The organism is Burkholderia sp. AW49-1 (genome assembly GCF_053427845.1).
The window spans coordinates 1-16,489 of sequence record NZ_JBSAXF010000041.1; the positions used below are offsets into that span (position 1 = coordinate 1).

At 55.6% G+C, this 16,489-nt stretch carries 10 protein-coding genes; 4 read left to right on the forward strand and 6 right to left on the reverse strand.

What is annotated here, in order from left to right; translation table 11 throughout:
* The 5 genes from ACV22W_RS31040 to ACV22W_RS31060 all read right to left on the reverse strand — a co-directional run.
* On the reverse strand, nucleotides 1–680 hold a 680-nt coding region (locus tag ACV22W_RS31040; protein ID WP_448023218.1), incomplete at its 3' end, for an ATP-binding protein.
* Nucleotides 677–2,947: a Mu transposase C-terminal domain-containing protein gene (locus ACV22W_RS31045; RefSeq protein ID WP_448023219.1), complete on the reverse strand. Its 2,271-nt coding sequence runs from the start codon at nucleotides 2,945–2,947 to the stop codon at nucleotides 677–679. The genes ACV22W_RS31040 and ACV22W_RS31045, both read right to left, overlap by 4 nt.
* The gene (locus ACV22W_RS31050; protein ID WP_448023220.1) at nucleotides 2,947–3,582 is read right to left on the reverse strand and encodes a TnsA endonuclease N-terminal domain-containing protein; all 636 of its coding nucleotides are present in this window, start codon (nucleotides 3,580–3,582) and stop codon (nucleotides 2,947–2,949) included. Before ACV22W_RS31050 ends, ACV22W_RS31045 begins: the two co-directional genes overlap by 1 nt.
* 1,153 nt (nucleotides 3,583–4,735) lie before the next feature.
* Nucleotides 4,736–4,951, reverse strand: coding sequence for a hypothetical protein (locus tag ACV22W_RS31055; protein ID WP_448023221.1), 216 nt, complete (start codon nucleotides 4,949–4,951; stop codon nucleotides 4,736–4,738).
* Between the two features lie 47 nt (nucleotides 4,952–4,998).
* Nucleotides 4,999–7,764: a P-loop NTPase fold protein gene (locus ACV22W_RS31060; RefSeq protein ID WP_448023222.1), complete on the reverse strand. Its 2,766-nt coding sequence runs from the start codon at nucleotides 7,762–7,764 to the stop codon at nucleotides 4,999–5,001.
* A 481-nt stretch (nucleotides 7,765–8,245) separates the two neighbouring features.
* On the opposite strand from ACV22W_RS31060, the gene ACV22W_RS31065 reads away from it, so the two are divergent.
* The 3 genes from ACV22W_RS31065 (at nucleotide 8,246) to ACV22W_RS31075 (ending at nucleotide 15,112) form a co-directional block, all read left to right on the forward strand.
* Nucleotides 8,246–10,138, forward strand: coding sequence for a hypothetical protein (locus tag ACV22W_RS31065; protein WP_448023223.1), 1,893 nt, complete (start codon nucleotides 8,246–8,248; stop codon nucleotides 10,136–10,138).
* A gap of 42 nt (nucleotides 10,139–10,180) precedes the next feature.
* The gene (locus ACV22W_RS31070; protein WP_448023224.1) at nucleotides 10,181–14,161 is read left to right on the forward strand and encodes a DUF4365 domain-containing protein; all 3,981 of its coding nucleotides are present in this window, start codon (nucleotides 10,181–10,183) and stop codon (nucleotides 14,159–14,161) included.
* Between the two features lie 207 nt (nucleotides 14,162–14,368).
* Nucleotides 14,369–15,112 carry an H-NS family nucleoid-associated regulatory protein gene (locus ACV22W_RS31075; protein ID WP_448023225.1) on the forward strand — a complete coding sequence of 248 codons (744 nt, stop codon included), beginning with the start codon at nucleotides 14,369–14,371 and terminating at the stop codon, nucleotides 15,110–15,112.
* Nucleotides 15,113–15,371: 259 nt separating this feature from the next.
* Here ACV22W_RS31075 and ACV22W_RS31080 read toward each other — a convergent pair whose 3' ends face one another.
* Entirely contained in the window at nucleotides 15,372–15,692 is a 321-nt protein-coding gene (locus ACV22W_RS31080) for a hypothetical protein (RefSeq protein WP_448023226.1), read from the reverse strand.
* Nucleotides 15,693–15,835: 143 nt separating this feature from the next.
* Between ACV22W_RS31080 and ACV22W_RS31085 the strand changes: the two genes are divergently transcribed.
* Nucleotides 15,836–16,402, forward strand: a complete 567-nt coding sequence (locus ACV22W_RS31085; RefSeq protein WP_448023227.1) for a hypothetical protein — start codon at nucleotides 15,836–15,838, stop codon at nucleotides 16,400–16,402.
* Nucleotides 16,403–16,489: the final 87 nt, after the last annotated feature.

Sequence of the window (16,489 nt, forward strand, 5' to 3'; positions counted from 1 at the left end):
TGGTCCAATCCTGCACTGCGCCCGGTTTCGACTGCGTACTTGGTGCCGAGCAGGCGGTCATACTCCAGCAATATCCAGTGAAACAGTTGATTTATGCTCCCGTCTGGGGGACAGTCTACTTTGAGCCAGACCACCTGCAGACAACTTCCAGTGAGTTGCTTGTGAAGAATTACGGGAGGGAAGAAGGATAGCGTTCGGTTCATCGCGGTGGTTTTTCCCACGCCCGACACACCAAATAGTGCCAAGCTGGCCGCGTGGGAAGGCTGCATGGGAACGATTGGAACAATCCGGTCCTCTGTCATGCTGATGGCGTAGTGTTCTCGGACGAGCTTTTGCCTATTGACGAACGGGTTTCGCCAAACGTAGCCCTGAGTAATAACGCGAAAAATTGATTCAATGAGTGCAGGGTGGCATGTCAAGGTCTCGACGTAAAGATTCAAGGAGCCAACGTGATGAACACGTGCGCAGGCGGACCGCTCCCGGTCGGCCGAATTGAATTCTGGTGCATTACCGAATGCCGCTAAAACTGATTCCTCATCGACGGACCATGGAAGTGCTCGGATTAACGGATTGTCAATGCCTTGGTCTGCATCTCGCGCCACATAAATGGCATCAACCCATAGAAGTTCGGGATTCGGCGTCAGCGGCTTTGGCGTAATCGCTTTGCGTGTCATTTTCATTTTTCCCTCAGTCGTTTGAGCTTCGAAAGCATTTGTTCTTTGGACCCGCAAGCTGTACGCGCTTGAACTTCGCCGTCGGCTGCGTCGGCCGCAGACGAAACCTCTTTGCAATCGTGATGACTGTTGGCCGCCGCGTCTTGTGCCGAAACGGTCGTATCCGCCGCCGCAGCGGGGCGCCGACCCTTAGGACCGACACTTGGGTCGGAGTCAGGTCCCGCCGCCCCCGCGCGTTCGGCCGCACGTTCCGCGCCGTTCATATCCCGTATGTCGGATGTTGACAGTTTCGTTATTCCCGCCTCTCTCATTGCCCTTTTTGTAGCGGCCTTGGCTTTCGCAACAATCTCGTCCATCGCGTCGTTAGCCATTACCCGAACATTCATGTGCTCATTCAGAGCGTCCGAGATGTTTTCACCGTTCCGCTCCTTGAGGTCCAAATGCTCGGCCAAGGTCTTCCCGGTAAAATCAAATTCCTTCGAGTTGGTGCCATGTGTCGTGCATTCTTCGAAGAGTCCGTCTTCGCACAGCCAGATGAGTCCCAGGTCGCGTGGGTCGAACGCGACGGTGACCCGCCATGTGGCCTGTCTCGCCCTGACAAACCAGTCGTGACGTACCGCAGTCGGACACTTATAGAAAATTCCATAGAACGAGATGCCTCTATGGGTGACTGTGGCGGGCGCGCGAGGAAGAACGCTGCGGCGCACTTCATCGATAGAGAACGAACGTAACGTACCCGACCTAGTGGCTACACCGTGCTTCCAGAGGGCGAGGGGAGTAGGTGCGCTCCCTGCCGCGACCATATCTGGCGGCGTTGGGAAGCCCGTGATTGGCGCGGTGATGCACTGGAGAAGGGACCACAGAACCACTTGAGTAAATTCGTGGAGGTTGAGCGCGGCATCTAGACGGTAATCACGTGCGCCGCGTTGATTGAAGTCCTTTTCGACGTGGCCTGGAACAACGGCCTGGAACTTTCCGGGAACGATGCCGAATCGACGTTCCACATATGACTTGAAATCAGGGCGTCCGGACGGGGCGTTCTCAATCTTCGTGTATAAGTTACTAACGATAAGCGGCCCGGCTTGCACAGCCATCATCTCGCCTTTGTCCCCGAGAATTCTTGACGGTAGAAAGTGGCTCGGCCATTGGTCTTCCGTAATCTCCACGCCATACTGCGCACAGAACGCAACTTTCGGAGTGACTACATTGACGAGAAGCATCATTGCCGCCATCCATGACGGGCGCTCGAACCCGACGTAGATGCCAACAATTAGCCGGCTGTATACATCGACGGCAAAATAGATTGTCGGGCGACCTACAATCAACGTTCGGTCGAACTGAGAAACCAAATACACGTCTGCTATCGTCGCATCGATAACGAACGCGTCACCGGGCCCGGAGACGTGTTGGTCCGCTCGTCCGTGGAACGCTCTTCCCTTGAGGTCAAAGCCTTTGCTCCCCAGCTGGGCACGTCTGCGTACTGCGTGGGAACGCTGGCTCTGAATCAGGTGTTGAAGTTGGCGAATGGTCGGCTGGTCCTTGCGGTCGATGTTAACTGTCAGAGCGTTGCCCTGCTGGTCTTTGACGTCGCGTTCTCCCACGAAAAACTTGGCAATATGGTCCAGCGCTCCTTGCAACGTCCTCTTTTTCGGGTCGTCCAGATACCAGTCGGCGGCAATGTTCAGCCACTTTCTTGTGCTCTCCCATAGTGGCACGCCAGGCCAGCCGTTTTTTGGCTTACGTCCATTCTTTGTATTCGTAAAAGTCTTCGGCTTGCCCTTGCCGCCGCAGCGGTCCGTGTCATCCCTTAGGGCTTCACGTGTGAGACCTCTCTTCCAATAGCGCTTGAGAAGGCGCGAGAGTCTCTGCCGTGACGTCTGATGAAGGACAGCATGCTCGTTGAGAATCGTGTTGCGATACGCATCATGCATGACCCGGTAGGCATTGTGCCCGGAAATCAGGGGGAGTATCAGTTGCCAATCGGCCTCAAGCTTCGTTTCGTCGTAATCAGGCCGAGGCGAACGAACGACAGGAGACCAAGGGTCCTCTAGTTCAATGACAAGCTTGATATCGTCTGGTGCGTCCGGACGCATGCGCTCATGCACGGTTTCCGTTGGCTGTGCAAACGGCCACGATTCGTTATCGACAATATCGCATAGCATCGTGTAGTACCCGGCGCCCTCTGGCGTGACAATGCGATAGACCCGGTTGGTCTTTACTTCGCGCAAGAGTAGGCGTGCGGCAAGCGGGATAAAATTGGTCTGTTCGCTCATCAAAGCACCTCGAAGGTGTTTAGCGGCTGACGCGAAAACCTGTTAGCCTCAAGGTTGCCGCGCAATAGTCGAAACAGGAAGAGAAAGCGCAGTGCCGTGAGGTGGGCTCCGGGCTCAGTGCCCCACTTCACGTCGAGAAATTGACATGCCGTTCCGGCAACTTCGGAACAGCCTTCCTGCACTGCTACAAGCACCCTCGAGACGCAATCGGCCCGCGCACGAGTGCTCCCTCGCATGGCATTTTCGAACTCAAACATCCAATCCAGGTTCAGGGCTCGGAATGAGTTAAGGCCATCATTGACGACAAGCTGCCATGACACATTCAGTTCCTGCCAGTATCGGCGTTCGATTTCCAGCTTATTCATGGTGCGCTCATCTGTCAGACTAGCGCGGTCCTTCACGGCCCAGGCGACAACAAGCGGGTCGTCCCCCGTGCCTCTTGTCAAAAGAAGGTCAGTCGTTTGTGCTAGCAGAATGCCGGTATGGGAGTCGACCGGATGCTTGACCCCAATCTGACCAGCAATGGTTAATGTGCGTCGAAGATTTAATGGATATTGCTCTCGAATGTCGGTGACGTTTTCGTCACGCCACGCTTCAAGGAAAGCGACGTACTCGTGGTCGGATAGGAAGTGCATCGTTCGTCCGCCGGTCTTAAGGCACGAGACGCGGTGCGACCTTCCTCGCGAAGGAACATCCGCAACAGTCAACCACGGACGATAAGAGGCGCCCTCTCCCTCTCCACGCCGTTCACGTTTGAAGCGTCGCAGTTTCGCCGATGTCATCGAATACTTAAATCTCGCCATAAAACGTATCTCTTCGAATCTCCGTTGTCAGGACGTGACCGTGCCTGCCGCAACGGAATCGGCAATGGCCTCGGCTAAGCTGATTGGGTGGGCACTCGTTAGGTGCGTTGCTGGGGAGTCGCAGTTATCCTTCGGAGGGCCCCTGCATCCGCACTTATCTGGCGTGCGAACGGAAAATGGCTACGGCGGTGGGACGTTGCCACTTTCATGTTCCGCCCCAGATTCGTGGCTTTGCAAAACGGCCGATTCGGCTTCCGACAGTTCGCACGAACTACTCATCATGTCACCACCCACACTCAAAATCCTCATTTAGTCGCAATGAAAGTGATAATAGAGCGTCACGATGGGCCGAGCAACATTATCATTTATGGAACCCATCGGAGACTGGGCGCAATCCGTTAATTGATAATGCGAATTTCTTGATTGAATTGCCAATTGAAAACAAATCCCCGAGAGGTGATATTCATGCAATTCAACATGCCGACCTTGAAAAACAAGGGAAGACCGAAGTCGAGCATCTAAAAAGGAGAAATGTTTTCAATACCTGAGAAATCTTTTCAAATGGCACTCAAGGAATCGCAGCCTTTTCGACCTTGTGTGGCGTCCGCGCAACAAGCCTCGCCCCCTGAACATCGAGCCGTTGCCCCTGCCGTTGCCGGACCCTTCGCGGTACCTAGACTTGTCTTTCGGCGCGAAGCTTGATGAAGGTATTTTGGTTTCGCCAGAAGGTATCGGAAAGCTTCATCGAGAGTCAAACCTTCGGCCATAGGGAGCAAATCACTGGAAGCACCCGCGTTGGTGCGAGACAGTGTCCAAGGATTATGCAAGTTACTCCACGATAAATATGGCTGCAGTGGCGTCACCAATCTGTGCGAAGCTGCGAAAAAAACCGATATGTCTGCCCTCCAATTTCCATTTGGTTGACACCGGGACAAGTCAACTCGAGCATCCCATTGGCGAGAACGACCGGAATCGTCCCCTGCCTCTAGAGGTCCTCGGGCAAACTGGTCGGGTCGCCAAGATACACGGTGCAAACTTCGGTCGTGTGGCGCATCATCAGCACGCTCGTCGCACTGTCGAGAGCCAGTTCGAGATGTTCGGCCAGTGTCGGAAGTGACTCCGGTACCGGCTCTTGAGAGCCGCCCGTCATGGCGCTTGGTTCTACCATTTTGTCATCCTCCTGAGCGACGCTCTGCGCCAATCTGTCTCGAAACACCAGGTTTCGAGAGCAGCGTACAGACGAGCATTTCAGATTGGAATTTGCGCTTCCTGTAGCCGCTCGCTCAAGCTGCGTCCCTTGTCAAACGCCGCATTCGGGTCGGTCGCTGCTTCTGCATGCAGCGCCGCTTCAACAAATTGCTCGCGCAATGCCAGGTCAAAAAGGCACTCGCTGGCGAATGCTATCAAACTGGTCTTAAAGTCTCCACGCGCTCGAACGAGCCGAAGGAACCGCTCGTTTTCCGCCAGCGCGAGCACTAAAGCGCTTGCCAACCCCTTGCTGCCCCACTGATTTGCAATCAGCCCCAATACCTCGAAGACCTCGAGGTCCGCAAGGACTTCCGCATATATTTTTGCCTGTTCGGGATTCAGGCCAATCCTACCTTCCACCATCATGGTCAAGGCCTGCAGCCCCGCCTTCGCCTCTTCGTCAAAAGCCACTTTCAACAACTCACCGTCTGTTGCAAAGATAATTAAATACGTCAGCACGGCCGATTTCCAATCGTTCCTCAGGCCCGAATTGCCGAGTGACTTCAAGAGGTCTCCGCCAGTCGAAAGTCTATACAGAAATGGCTTTAATCGGGTTCGGTCGAGTTTAAACAACATCGTCAGCGACGGTAGCAAATGGTCATAGGTGCCCGGCAAGGATATCGCAGTAGAGTCGACGTATTTGTCAACCATGGAATCCGCAACAGCATCAAAGAAATTCAGATGACCAGTTTTAAATTCCTGTTCTAGCAAAGCCATCCCTTCAGCTTCGGGAGAGCCCGAACAGAATTTTTCTATAAGCCACCCGAGCTTCATGCCGTCGCCTCCTCTGCACGTACACGACGTCAAAATCCACGCGCCCTCGGTTTTACTCACCTCCACGCACAACCGCGCCCAGAGCTCAGGACCGATTGGTAATACGAGTTGCTCGAATCCTTGGGCGCTAATGGCCAAGCGCACCTCGTCGAGTGACAATACACCTACGAGGGCAGATACCCACGACTGCCACCCGTCAGCAATTTGCTTATCCAATGCGCCCGATTGGTCTGCCGCTGACCGGTCGATATTGCCCAGCATGTCAACAATCAACACAGCCGTCTTGTCGCGCGCGTCCGAGATGGCCAGCAGTGCCTCCAATCCCGGTATCAGATTTGCATTGAAGAGCCGCAGGTTTCTGGTCGCTGCCATAGTCGCCACCGCCACACGGCGGAAGTGAGACACCGTCCCCGGTGAAAGCAAACCATCTCCAACAACAAACGGGCGAAGAGCCCTCACTGCCTGAAGCAACCGTTCCTGCTGTCCGTCCAAGCCGGCGAGGTCCTGCCGGATGTATCTATCGAGAACGTACTGGAAAGCCGGACTTTCTTTAAAGAGCGTACTTATCGTGTCGCTGTCAGCACTGTCCATCGCGGCTTCAAGCCGAGGTCGGACCGAAATGTAGGATGCCTCCTCCTTACTTGATGCGCGATGGTGCAACATCGCGAACGTATCGACCAAAGAGTCATCATGCAGAATGCGACTTACCGCCTTCGGTGGCGAACAACCATCGCTTACGAACCCGTCCTTTGAAAGAGCGTACGCGGCTAAAGTTGAAAGCGGCACTTTGTCGCCCCATTCCAACTTGAGTACCACGAGTTCGTTTATGAACGACACGATTCCTCGCGGCGTCAAATTGCCATTTGGGCGGAGTTCTCCATCTTCATAGAGTCGCAAAATCTCGTCGTAATCACCAAGTAGGTCTTCGCCAAACGCCTGCAACAGCTTGGTGCTGAAGTAGCTCTTCCACGAGTGAAGCATCGGTGGTGGCAACATGAAGCGAAGCTGAAAGACCTTTTCAAGAAACGATGGCAATGCGGCTTGCACATCCATGGTTGGAGACAAGCCCGGGACCGATGACTGTAATATCCGGCGTTCGTCTACCACGGGAACGATAACCCACAATCGACGAAACCAGTCTCGCGACTTGAACTGAGGATTGTCTAGGAAAGAACGCAGGAGTGCCCACACTGCTTTCGTGTCTGCCGAGTCGATGCGGTCCAGGTTATCGACGACGATGACTAGGCGGCGAGCATCGTGACAAAGCACGGCTTGCATTAGTTCACTGAACGTGTCCTGGAACTCGATGGATGTCGGCTCAGGTTCGTCTCGAACTTCCACCGTTTCCTCATCCGAGTTGCGCCTGACAATAAAGCCCATGGCCTCATTGGACAGTAAGTGCATCAGCGCGAAAGCTACAATCCCCACAGCAAGTATCGAGGCAAAAAGCGGGGCTGTGCCGAGCGAGTCAACAAGACGTTTTTCGAGCTCGGACACCAACGGTGCGGCGATGCCCAACGCCGCGAGCGCCGACAAAATCACCTTCGCCGACGTGGAAAAGAACGGTGTCGTTTTCCGCGATGTCGTTTTTAGCCGTCGACTCAACCCATCCAGCTTTGTTTTCCAGAAGGATGCACTCATCTGCCCATCGGGTTCTCGTAGCCAGCCCTTGTCAGAAGCCTTTCCAACAAGGGCGGCGAGAAACGCGCGGCGAAGCGGGTCTCCGACATGCACCCAAGCGTCGTACTGAAATACAGCGACATCAGTCGGGCAAGATACAGCGTTGTCCTCACCCGCCGGCGGGAAATTGTCGAAGTGTTCGGCGACCATCTTTACGACCGTCGACTTTCCGGCTCCCCAAGTGCCGTCAAGCCGTATCGTCTGGCCTCCCGGCGATGTCTGAATTAGGGCGATTATGGTGTCTGCAATCTTCGCGTGTGCTCCGCCCAACTCGTCGACGTTTGACGGTTCGTCGGTAAGCAGCGTCGGCATTGGGCGCATCGCAAGCTCTCTCACTCATGGCGTTGTTGGCAGTTGAAATGGGCATATCGCTTGGCCAAAATTATGAGCTTGCGACTGTATTCCCATTCTGCCTGGCTCTCCTCGCGGCTCTGATATTGACCGACCAGAGCATGCGACCCGATTGTCAAATATAGCTGTGAGCACCTTCTAACGTCCACCCCTCAGTGCCTAGCCTACTGCCCGCGCACATTGCGAATTACAAGGAGCTAACGCCAGCAGTCGCACCAACCTGAAAAGGTCACGTCGTTCATAATGGGCCAACGAGGGACTTGACAGCGTCTGCCATTCTTCGTAGCGTGCGTGAAATGGGCTAGTTGCCGCCCGTCAGCGTGTGCACTCCCCATGGGGGAGTACGGCAAAGGCAGATTCCGCAGCACCTCAATACCGAGTTTCCGTCCTGGAGCCCGGCAATGCACACCGTCGAAAATGGCTCTGCTGACTGGAGACTTGTATGTCTTCCCGTATCGCCATTCCCTTGGAGGCACAAGCCTCTGCCTTGGTGTCTTTTCTCGCTCAGGCGAAACATTCGCTTCCATTTGAGACTGCCCTCGAGATTTGCGGCTCAATGCAGGCCGCCAAAGAACCAGCCGCGCGCTTTCTGAAAGCCGCGCTGGCTGGTCGAAATATAGAAGTCAAACATACGTCCTGCCTAAAGGCTCTCGCACTTGTGGACGGGTTTGAAGGGCATGTTTCTCGCCCCAAGCCTGAGTGGGTAGTTGCGCAGTACACGTTCGACGCACCCGCTATTACACCCAAGGTAAAGCGGCATCGCAGAAGCGTTGATGCCACGGCCGACATCTGCACACGGTTGGTCAAAGACCTCGCCGGCGCCAAAGAGCCCCCGTACGCATACGTCTTGTATAACGCTGACTACCTTGAATTTGTCTTCATCGGAGAACCACAGACCAGAGCACGTTACATTCTGGCTTGCAAGAATCGGGACGGCTCCGCTGCAACAATTGGGCACGATGACGTCCTAAGTGCCGTGGAACGTGTGCGGCGCGTTATTGAAGGCCAGTTCCGAGGATGGCTCGACGGAGCAACGAAGACTTTGCTCGAAAACGGAGCCATCCTCCGTCTTCTCAAAGATGGCGAGCCAATAGCTGATGGCCGAGAGTCCGATGTTCTTGCTGCATGTGAGCGAGACAACGAATTTGTGCTTGAGGCCGAATCGTTGCTGCGACTTCCCGCCGTAACGCGACGATATCAGGTGTTTTGGGTACCTACGGACGACGACGAAGCGGCACCGGCAGACGACACGCTTGTTGAGCGCATGTGGCGCCGGCTCGAGGCATTCTATCGCTTCAATGAGGAAGACTTCTCCTGGTTCTTGTCCCGGCGTCGGGAGGAGGAAAAGGAGGGACGATTCGACACGGATGGCATCGATACGGAGCGGCTGATAGCAGTGCTCACGGCCCGTAACATTTCTAATGAACAAGCAGCGTCGATGGCTGACATGAGTCTTGCGGAGTGGAATGCCATGATGGAAACCGAGGAAGCCACGCGCGAAACCGTGCTCAAGCTGTCAGAATGGCTGCAACTTTCCTCGGCTAACGAACTGTACTTCGATTCACGCAACCCGGTTTGGATGCCAGTGAAAGACGGCGAAGAAATTGCACTCTGGATGCGCAATTTCGACCATCTGCATCTGTCCGCGTCCGGTATTGCGGAAGGTGCGCCGCTGGCTCAACGCTGCCTCGAGAAGTTGACGCTGCTGCATCGCCGGGTAGCCGACCGGGCGTCGCTGCAGGCTGTGCTGTCCGAAGCCGAAGCCGCTGGGCTTCAGCTATGTGTAACTATCGGGAAGCGCTTCGTCTCCGACTTGCCTGTTTTCCGCGAACGACTGGCTATGGTCGGTCACTTGTCGTTCTGGAACCGGAAAGAAATCGAAAGCCTCGGGCCGTCTAAGACGTGTGTCAACGACGATGACGGCCAACTGTGGAGCGCGATTGACGACGAATATCTGGCAAAGTTCAACTCGGTCGACATGTCGGTCGACGACCTGATTGCACTCCAGGCGGAAGTTGCGCGGGCACGTCGCGATGGTCAGGAACCAGGCTGGGAAACCTCTACATTCGCTTCAATCCGAGTCTTTAAGGGGATACCTGATTCTGCACATCGCGCGCATACCGCAATGACTCGTATGACCGCGCTGAGCTGCCTCATTGAAGACGGCGTGCTCGCGGTATGGATGGAAAAGTCCACTGAGCCCGACGTCGAGCTCGTGCCCAAGAACGTCCTTCACGCAGCAGCGCGATGCCCATTGATTCGAGTTGGCAACGAGCCCGGTTTCGACCTTGCGGCCTTCCGGAGGCTTGCCTTAGACCTTGTCGCGCCGAAATGATGCTCGACAGTCGCATCACAAAAAACCAATCTGCGAGAGACCATGTCAGACGACGCAGTTCTGCCGAAGGAAAACAATAGCCAACGCATCGGCCACCGTGCGAACAAATGCTTCTCTGCATATCACCCCGACAGTTGGCGCCCTCACTCGCTCGAAGGCACAGACGACGTTGGATTTGACTACCAGGTTCAGCTTGTAGTCGAAGGCAATTACGTCGGTATTTTTCGTGTGCAACTAAAGGGAAGTGAGTCGCCGACCCTGAACGCAACAGAGGAGTTCTACTCAATACCTTTGAGTAGAAGCACGGTCAACTACTATGCCCGTGTCGCCGACCCGATTCTTCTCGTCTTTTGCGACCTCAGTGTAGACCTCGAGCGCACTACCGCCTGCCCGGCATTTTACGTGTGGATACATGACGAGCTGAAGCGCTTTCGAGAGGAGGGCCGGGACGGCTCCGGAACAGATAGCCTCGTTGTTCGCATTCCCGTCGGTAACCGGCTAACCGAGGAGGTAGACCTACGCGCGGACGTGGAGGCCCACGTCCGCCTTCACAAGGTCGCTGTCGCTCTGGATGAGGTGGTCGAGGAAAAACTGCCATCGATATCGCCAGACGAGCGCGCTAGCCTTCTGGAGAACGTCTCCACCGGGCTCTCCCAGTACAGTGGCGCATTGCTGCAGGTAATGGCGGCACCCGCAACCACGCCTTGGCCGGCCGCCCCTCGCGATTCATTTGCCGGCAAGCTGGATGAGGCCAGCAGGCACCTGTCGACAGGGTCGGTAGATAAGGCCATGGTCATCTTGGACGACTTGGAACCAAGTCTCGAAGTGATGACTTCCCTCGAAACGGCGGAATATTGGTATTGCCGAGGGGGAGCTCACTCGCGCACGTCCGACGAATTCCAAGCTTCCGCCGACTATGCTCGTGCCTGTGAATACTCGGGAGACATTCCGCGACATTTGACTGCCTGGGTCGAAGCCGAGCTTGTACTTCGTTTTCAGCCGGGGAAACCGCTCGACCTATCGGACCTGAAAGCGCGCCTGCTGGCAGATACCGCCGAAATAAAAGTGATGCTGGCCCGCCTCATGGCCACTGAGGGCGACTTTGATGGTGCCTACCGCATATTGAATGCACTGCCTCGCAGTGACGCACTCAAGACACTCGCCATTGTCGCCGGAATGCAGGGAAAGCATGACGAAGTCGCGAGAATCTGCAGTGAAGGTCTGTCAAGCGTGCAGAAAGACTCACGGAGCACGCAGCTGTATCACGTACTTCGAGCTCGCGCCAACTTCATGCTGGCGATACATGCGCCGCACGACACATCCGGTGAATCGGAAATTGTCATTGCATCTGCAACCGGGCCTGCGGACCTCGATGTGACCCGATTGCGGACCGTGTGGGATGATGTTCAAGCAGGGGTGGCGTTGCTTCGTCAAGCTGGTTGGCCAAACAACGTTGAATTTATCGCTGACGTGTGGTGCGCCGCTGCGGTCATGCTCGGGCGTGCGACAGAGGCCCTTGATGCCGCCAAAGAAGCCGCCGCAGCGCGCCCGCAGCTTCCCATGTTGCAGTGGTCCCTCGAGACATTGGCCATCCAGACCGAGGATTACGACGCCGCACTAAAGGCGAATGCCCTTCAGCCCGAATCCGCATCCCGCACGTTTAGAAGAATTGGCGTTTTACATCAAGCAAAGAGGCATCGCCTTTGTCTCGAAGCGGTGGAGGCTGCTTGCGACGCCTTGCCCATTGACCAAGAACTGTATCCAGTCTCAGTTGCGCTGGGCGTCCTATCGGCAGACGTTCTCTTTTTGGCTGACCGCGCACACGCGCTCGTCGAAAAACTAGAAAGCAAGCCGGAATGGGGGGGGCACGTAGCCATCCTCCGGTACTTTCGCGCCACCGGGCGCAACGTACTCGGAAAGGATGAGGCCCTGAAGCAGTTGATATCCGACTACGAGGTACAAGGCAGGCCTAGAGCCATTGCGCTGCAACTCTTCCACGTCCTTGACGCAAGCAAGCAGGACGAAGCGGAAGTCTGTATCACTGTCGCCGCCCGAATTCGAGAATTTCAACAGCTGTCCATCGAAGGGGAAGGACTTCTTGCGCAGGCCTATGCCACGCTGTCGGGATGGAACGAGCTACTTAACCTAGCTGACAGGGTAACGGCGAAGTTCTCCCACGTCAGTCGCTTCTTTGCCATTCGTGCCTTCGCGCTCGATAAGCTAGGCCGAACTCCAGAGGCGCTGGCAGAGTTGCGCAGGTTGCTAGACGGCCATGCATCAGACCGGCTGACAGTGGATACATACGTCAATATCGTTACTCGATGTGGGTTCACAGAGGAGGCGCTCCAACTCGCGGAGCAGCTTCTCAACGAGGAATCGGAAAAATCGCGACGCATTGATTGCCTGCGGCTCCTCTTCAACTTGCTCCATGCGAAAGAGCCTGGCAGTCAACGAGCAGTGGAAGTTGCCTGGGAGATTGGCCGCCTCGTCGACCAGAACGACGAAGAAGCTGAAGGGCAATTCCTCTCGACGTTCCTTATGGCGACGCTACGCAGCCACGGCTCATCGTCGCTTCCGGAGCGGATAGCGGAGTTCCAAAAGCGGATGACGGCATTTACCGACCGTTGGCCCGAATCTCGGCTTCTCCGACGCGGAAATTTGCCCCAAAATGCCACACCCCGTGACTTTCAACGCATGCTACGCGAGGTGCTAGGAGACTTCGAAGAAAGGCGGGCCTGGCAGCAGAAGGTCGAGAAAGAACTCGGTCGCGGCGAATTGCCGATTCCATATATCTGGCGACCACGAACCATACTCATGAATGTTCGGGATGTGGGCGAACTTTGGGAGATGGGCAAGCGCTCGCAAAAGGACGCACGGCAGTACCACCTACCCATGATTGCAGGCTCGTGGTCTCCCCGCACCCGTCGCGATACGGTAGCTGTAGTACCACTCTTGGACCTCACCGCACTATTTGTACTCCAGGACCTTGACCTGCTTGGCGTCCTCTTCAAAGTATTCCCGACCGTAGCTGTCAGTCAGGCAATGCTGCTTGAGATACAACGGCGCACCTCACCCATCGTCGGCTCACTGGTCCAGCCACGCTTTGCACAATTGGTGGAAGCGCTCAAACTTAGATTTGAAAGCATTCAGCAACCTGTAAGTCAAAACCCGGTGGAAGATAACGGGCTCATGGGACAAATGCTTTCCGACGACGTGCGTGATATCGCAAGGTCGGGCAGATACTGGGTCTACTCTGACGATGCGTTTTTTCGAATCTACGCAACCGATTCCGATGAGGCCGCTCGAAGCTTTTGTACGCTTGACCTACTCGCTGTCGCTGACGAAATGGGGTTGATGACGCCGCAGCAAGTGAGTGAAAAAATTGGCCTCCTTTGTTCGTGGAACGTAGGGCTCGCTATCACCCCGCGCTATTTGCTCGCGAGCATTCCTCCGGCCGCCGGTGAAGCCAAAGACGTCAGCAGCGCCATCGACGCAATCAGAGCCACAGAGACATGCACGGCGATTTTCGAGGGCATTTGGAATGTACGGAAGCCATATACCGACATTACGGCTCAGGCGGCGTCGCTCCTTTCCGGCCTCGCGGCTAACGGAGAGAATGACCTGAAAGTAATATCTGCAATAGTCGGCTTATGGCTTGGCAAGGCAAAGCTGCGTGCCGATGCTGGGGACTCGACGCCTATCCAGCGGCTGGCGCTGCTAGTCGCACTAGCCGCCGGCCAGTCGAGTTCTGTCTCGCAGGATTTCTCGAGGCGCCTTTGGTCCGTGTACACCGAAGTCACGGCACTGGAGCATGGTAACCGGATGGATGAACAACGCGAACGAGAAGCAATCGAGACGATGGCCATGTGCTGCGCGAGACTGGACAGGCTTGGCGAGGGTACAGCGAATAGCAGCCGATATCGCGATGCAATGCTTGTGGGGATGACTCACGGTACCGCCGACCACGAGCGATTTGGCGATGCTTACGCGCACTATTTGATTGCGTCGAAGTCTGCGTCTTAGTACCGTGAACGCGGTGAAGCACCCGAGACCGATATGGAAATCGCTTTGACAGCGAACGGACGATACTGGGCTCCGCGCGGACAACCCATCCAAACACACGAGCGTGGCTACACGTTGTTCATGGGAGTACCAAATCGCCATTGTTGCTCTGGCGTAGTGGAAAGCGTGTGTGGCATAGTGCGAATATTCTTTTGGAAGGTTGAGACTATGGCTACGCTACAGAGCATACAAACACGAATCGCAAGGCTACAGGCTCAGGCCGAAGCGTTGGTCGCGAAGAAGTCGACCGAAGTGTTGGAAAAAATCCGTGGGCTGATGGAGAAGCATGGAATTACGACGGCCGACATCGAAGCGCATGTTGGCGGAAAACAGCGTGGCCGGAGAACCGGTATCAAAGCTGCGGCAAAGCCCACCACTTCGGTAGCGAAATACCGCGACCCCAAGACCGGGGCGACGTGGACCGGTCACGGCCGCGCGCCGGGATGGATTGCGAATGCCAAGGACCGGAGTAAGTTTTTGATTGGCGACGTGTCGCCCAAGGTGACCTCCGCCGCCAAGAAGTCTGCAACGAACGGCAGCCATTCGCAGGGCTCGCTGCCGCCTCTATACCGCGACCCGAAAACCGGAGCAACATGGAGCGGCCGAGGCCGCGCACCAGCTTGGCTGGCGGGAGCCAAGGACCGGTCCAAATTCCTGATTGCAAAAGCAGATGTAACCGCAGCAGAGCCGAAGGCAAAAGCGGCAAAAAGGACAGCAACAGCTAAAGAGGTTTCCAGCAAGAAGGTAGCTGTCAAGAAAGTTGCGGCAACGAAAGGCACACCGGTCGCCAAGAAGGCGCCGGCGAAGAAGCCTGTGGCAAAGAAAGCTAGGAAAGCAGCGACCAAGAATGTGGTGGGTGCGGTCGAGCCGGCGCAGGCGGCCGAGGCGTCGACTACGCCCGCGACCGCATAAGCGCTTGCCTCGCAGCGCCCGATAACGTCGAATCGAGCAACCCCGCAGTCGGCGCTGCTCGAAATTGACTTCGATGCCAGGTTGCGCGCCGGCAACTATTCCGCACAGTAGGCCACGCCGGATTTTGCGCGTTGGCCTCGCTACGATATCTGCTCAATTCTGAGCAGATATCGTGGGGCCGACTGAGCGCCCCAATCAGGTTTGGTGAAGACTGCTGAACACCAACTACTAAACCCTCAGCGGAGTCCATCAAGCAATCTTACAGGTGCTTCGTAACAAACAGCTTGAAGAAAAGAATCGGGTAGCTGATGGGCCAGAAGGCGATGGTTGACAGCTTCGCAGAGGCTACGTTACTGATGGTGTTATACATAGGGTGCCATTCAATCAGTCGTCTCAAAACCACACGGCTGAGGAATATTCCTTCGACAACGTAACCAATGATACCAACTGACCTCGGGACCTCGTGAACGTTGTGCGTAATGCTGAACAGCAGGAGCAACCCAAAGAAGCATGCGATATAGATACCCAGAGCCCGAGTCAGACTCATCCCGCCTTGGTTGCCGGTTTCCACGTCAGACATTCATCCCCTCCATTCCAAATTAACCGACCTAGGTATCCAGTTATCGGCATCCGTTCGCTCGACTTGAGGGGTGTCGCTAGCATTTGTTAAAGTTTTTCACGTTCCGGCCGATATGTTGTGTTTTGACTATGGCGGGGATAAAGGTGGGCACAGGGTTTCGACTGTTGGTTGTCGTATCGGCGCTGGCACTCACGGCATGTGCCGAGACGGGGTCAGCTCTTCAGAGCCTGAACAACGGGTTGACGCAGCTAAACCAGGCGATGGCGCCAACCTCTTCTGGGATGCCTGCGCTGTTGGGACCGTCGCTGTCACCGGACCAGCAGGTGCAAATGAACCGCGCCTTGTCCGCTTCGCTTAGCGCCCGTGATGCTGCATTTCGCGGCATGGTTGCCTCGGCGCAACCCGTAATGGCAGAGGTGATGTCCAAGACGGCGTGTTATCAGGGAAATAACGTTTACAAAGTCCTGAGCATGTATTCGTCGGCCCGCCTTGACAACAGCTACATCTCGTCGCCATGGACCAATATGCGGTACGCGCCCAAAGGGCGTTGCCTTAGCATTCTCCGTGCAGATTCATGGAGCCAAAAATCACTCAATGCGTTTAGTTATCGTACCGTTTTCTATAGTCCTGAGAGCGGTGAAAGTCAGGCTGTCAATTATGAATACATCAAGCAGGATGGCGCTTGGTTGTTGAACTATATGTCGTTCTAGCCATCGGGGCTTGCTCGAACCATTGACCTAGCACGCAGCGGTAACCGGCAAGCCGCCATTGCGCTTGCTCAGACAAGCGGTACATGG

Excerpts from the sequence above, each read along its gene's own strand:
- ACV22W_RS31065 (WP_448023223.1), top strand. The coding sequence starts at position 8,246 with ATGTCTTCCCGTATCGCCATTCCCTTGGAGGCACAAGCCTCTGCCTTG.
- ACV22W_RS31060 (WP_448023222.1), bottom strand. The coding sequence starts at position 7,764 with ATGCCGACGCTGCTTACCGACGAACCGTCAAACGTCGACGAGTTGGGC.
- ACV22W_RS31045 (WP_448023219.1), bottom strand. The coding sequence starts at position 2,947 with ATGAGCGAACAGACCAATTTTATCCCGCTTGCCGCACGCCTACTCTTG.
- ACV22W_RS31075 (WP_448023225.1), top strand. The coding sequence starts at position 14,369 with ATGGCTACGCTACAGAGCATACAAACACGAATCGCAAGGCTACAGGCT.
- ACV22W_RS31070 (WP_448023224.1), top strand. The coding sequence starts at position 10,181 with ATGTCAGACGACGCAGTTCTGCCGAAGGAAAACAATAGCCAACGCATC.
- ACV22W_RS31050 (WP_448023220.1), bottom strand. The coding sequence starts at position 3,582 with ATGCACTTCCTATCCGACCACGAGTACGTCGCTTTCCTTGAAGCGTGG.
- ACV22W_RS31080 (WP_448023226.1), bottom strand. The coding sequence starts at position 15,692 with ATGTCTGACGTGGAAACCGGCAACCAAGGCGGGATGAGTCTGACTCGG.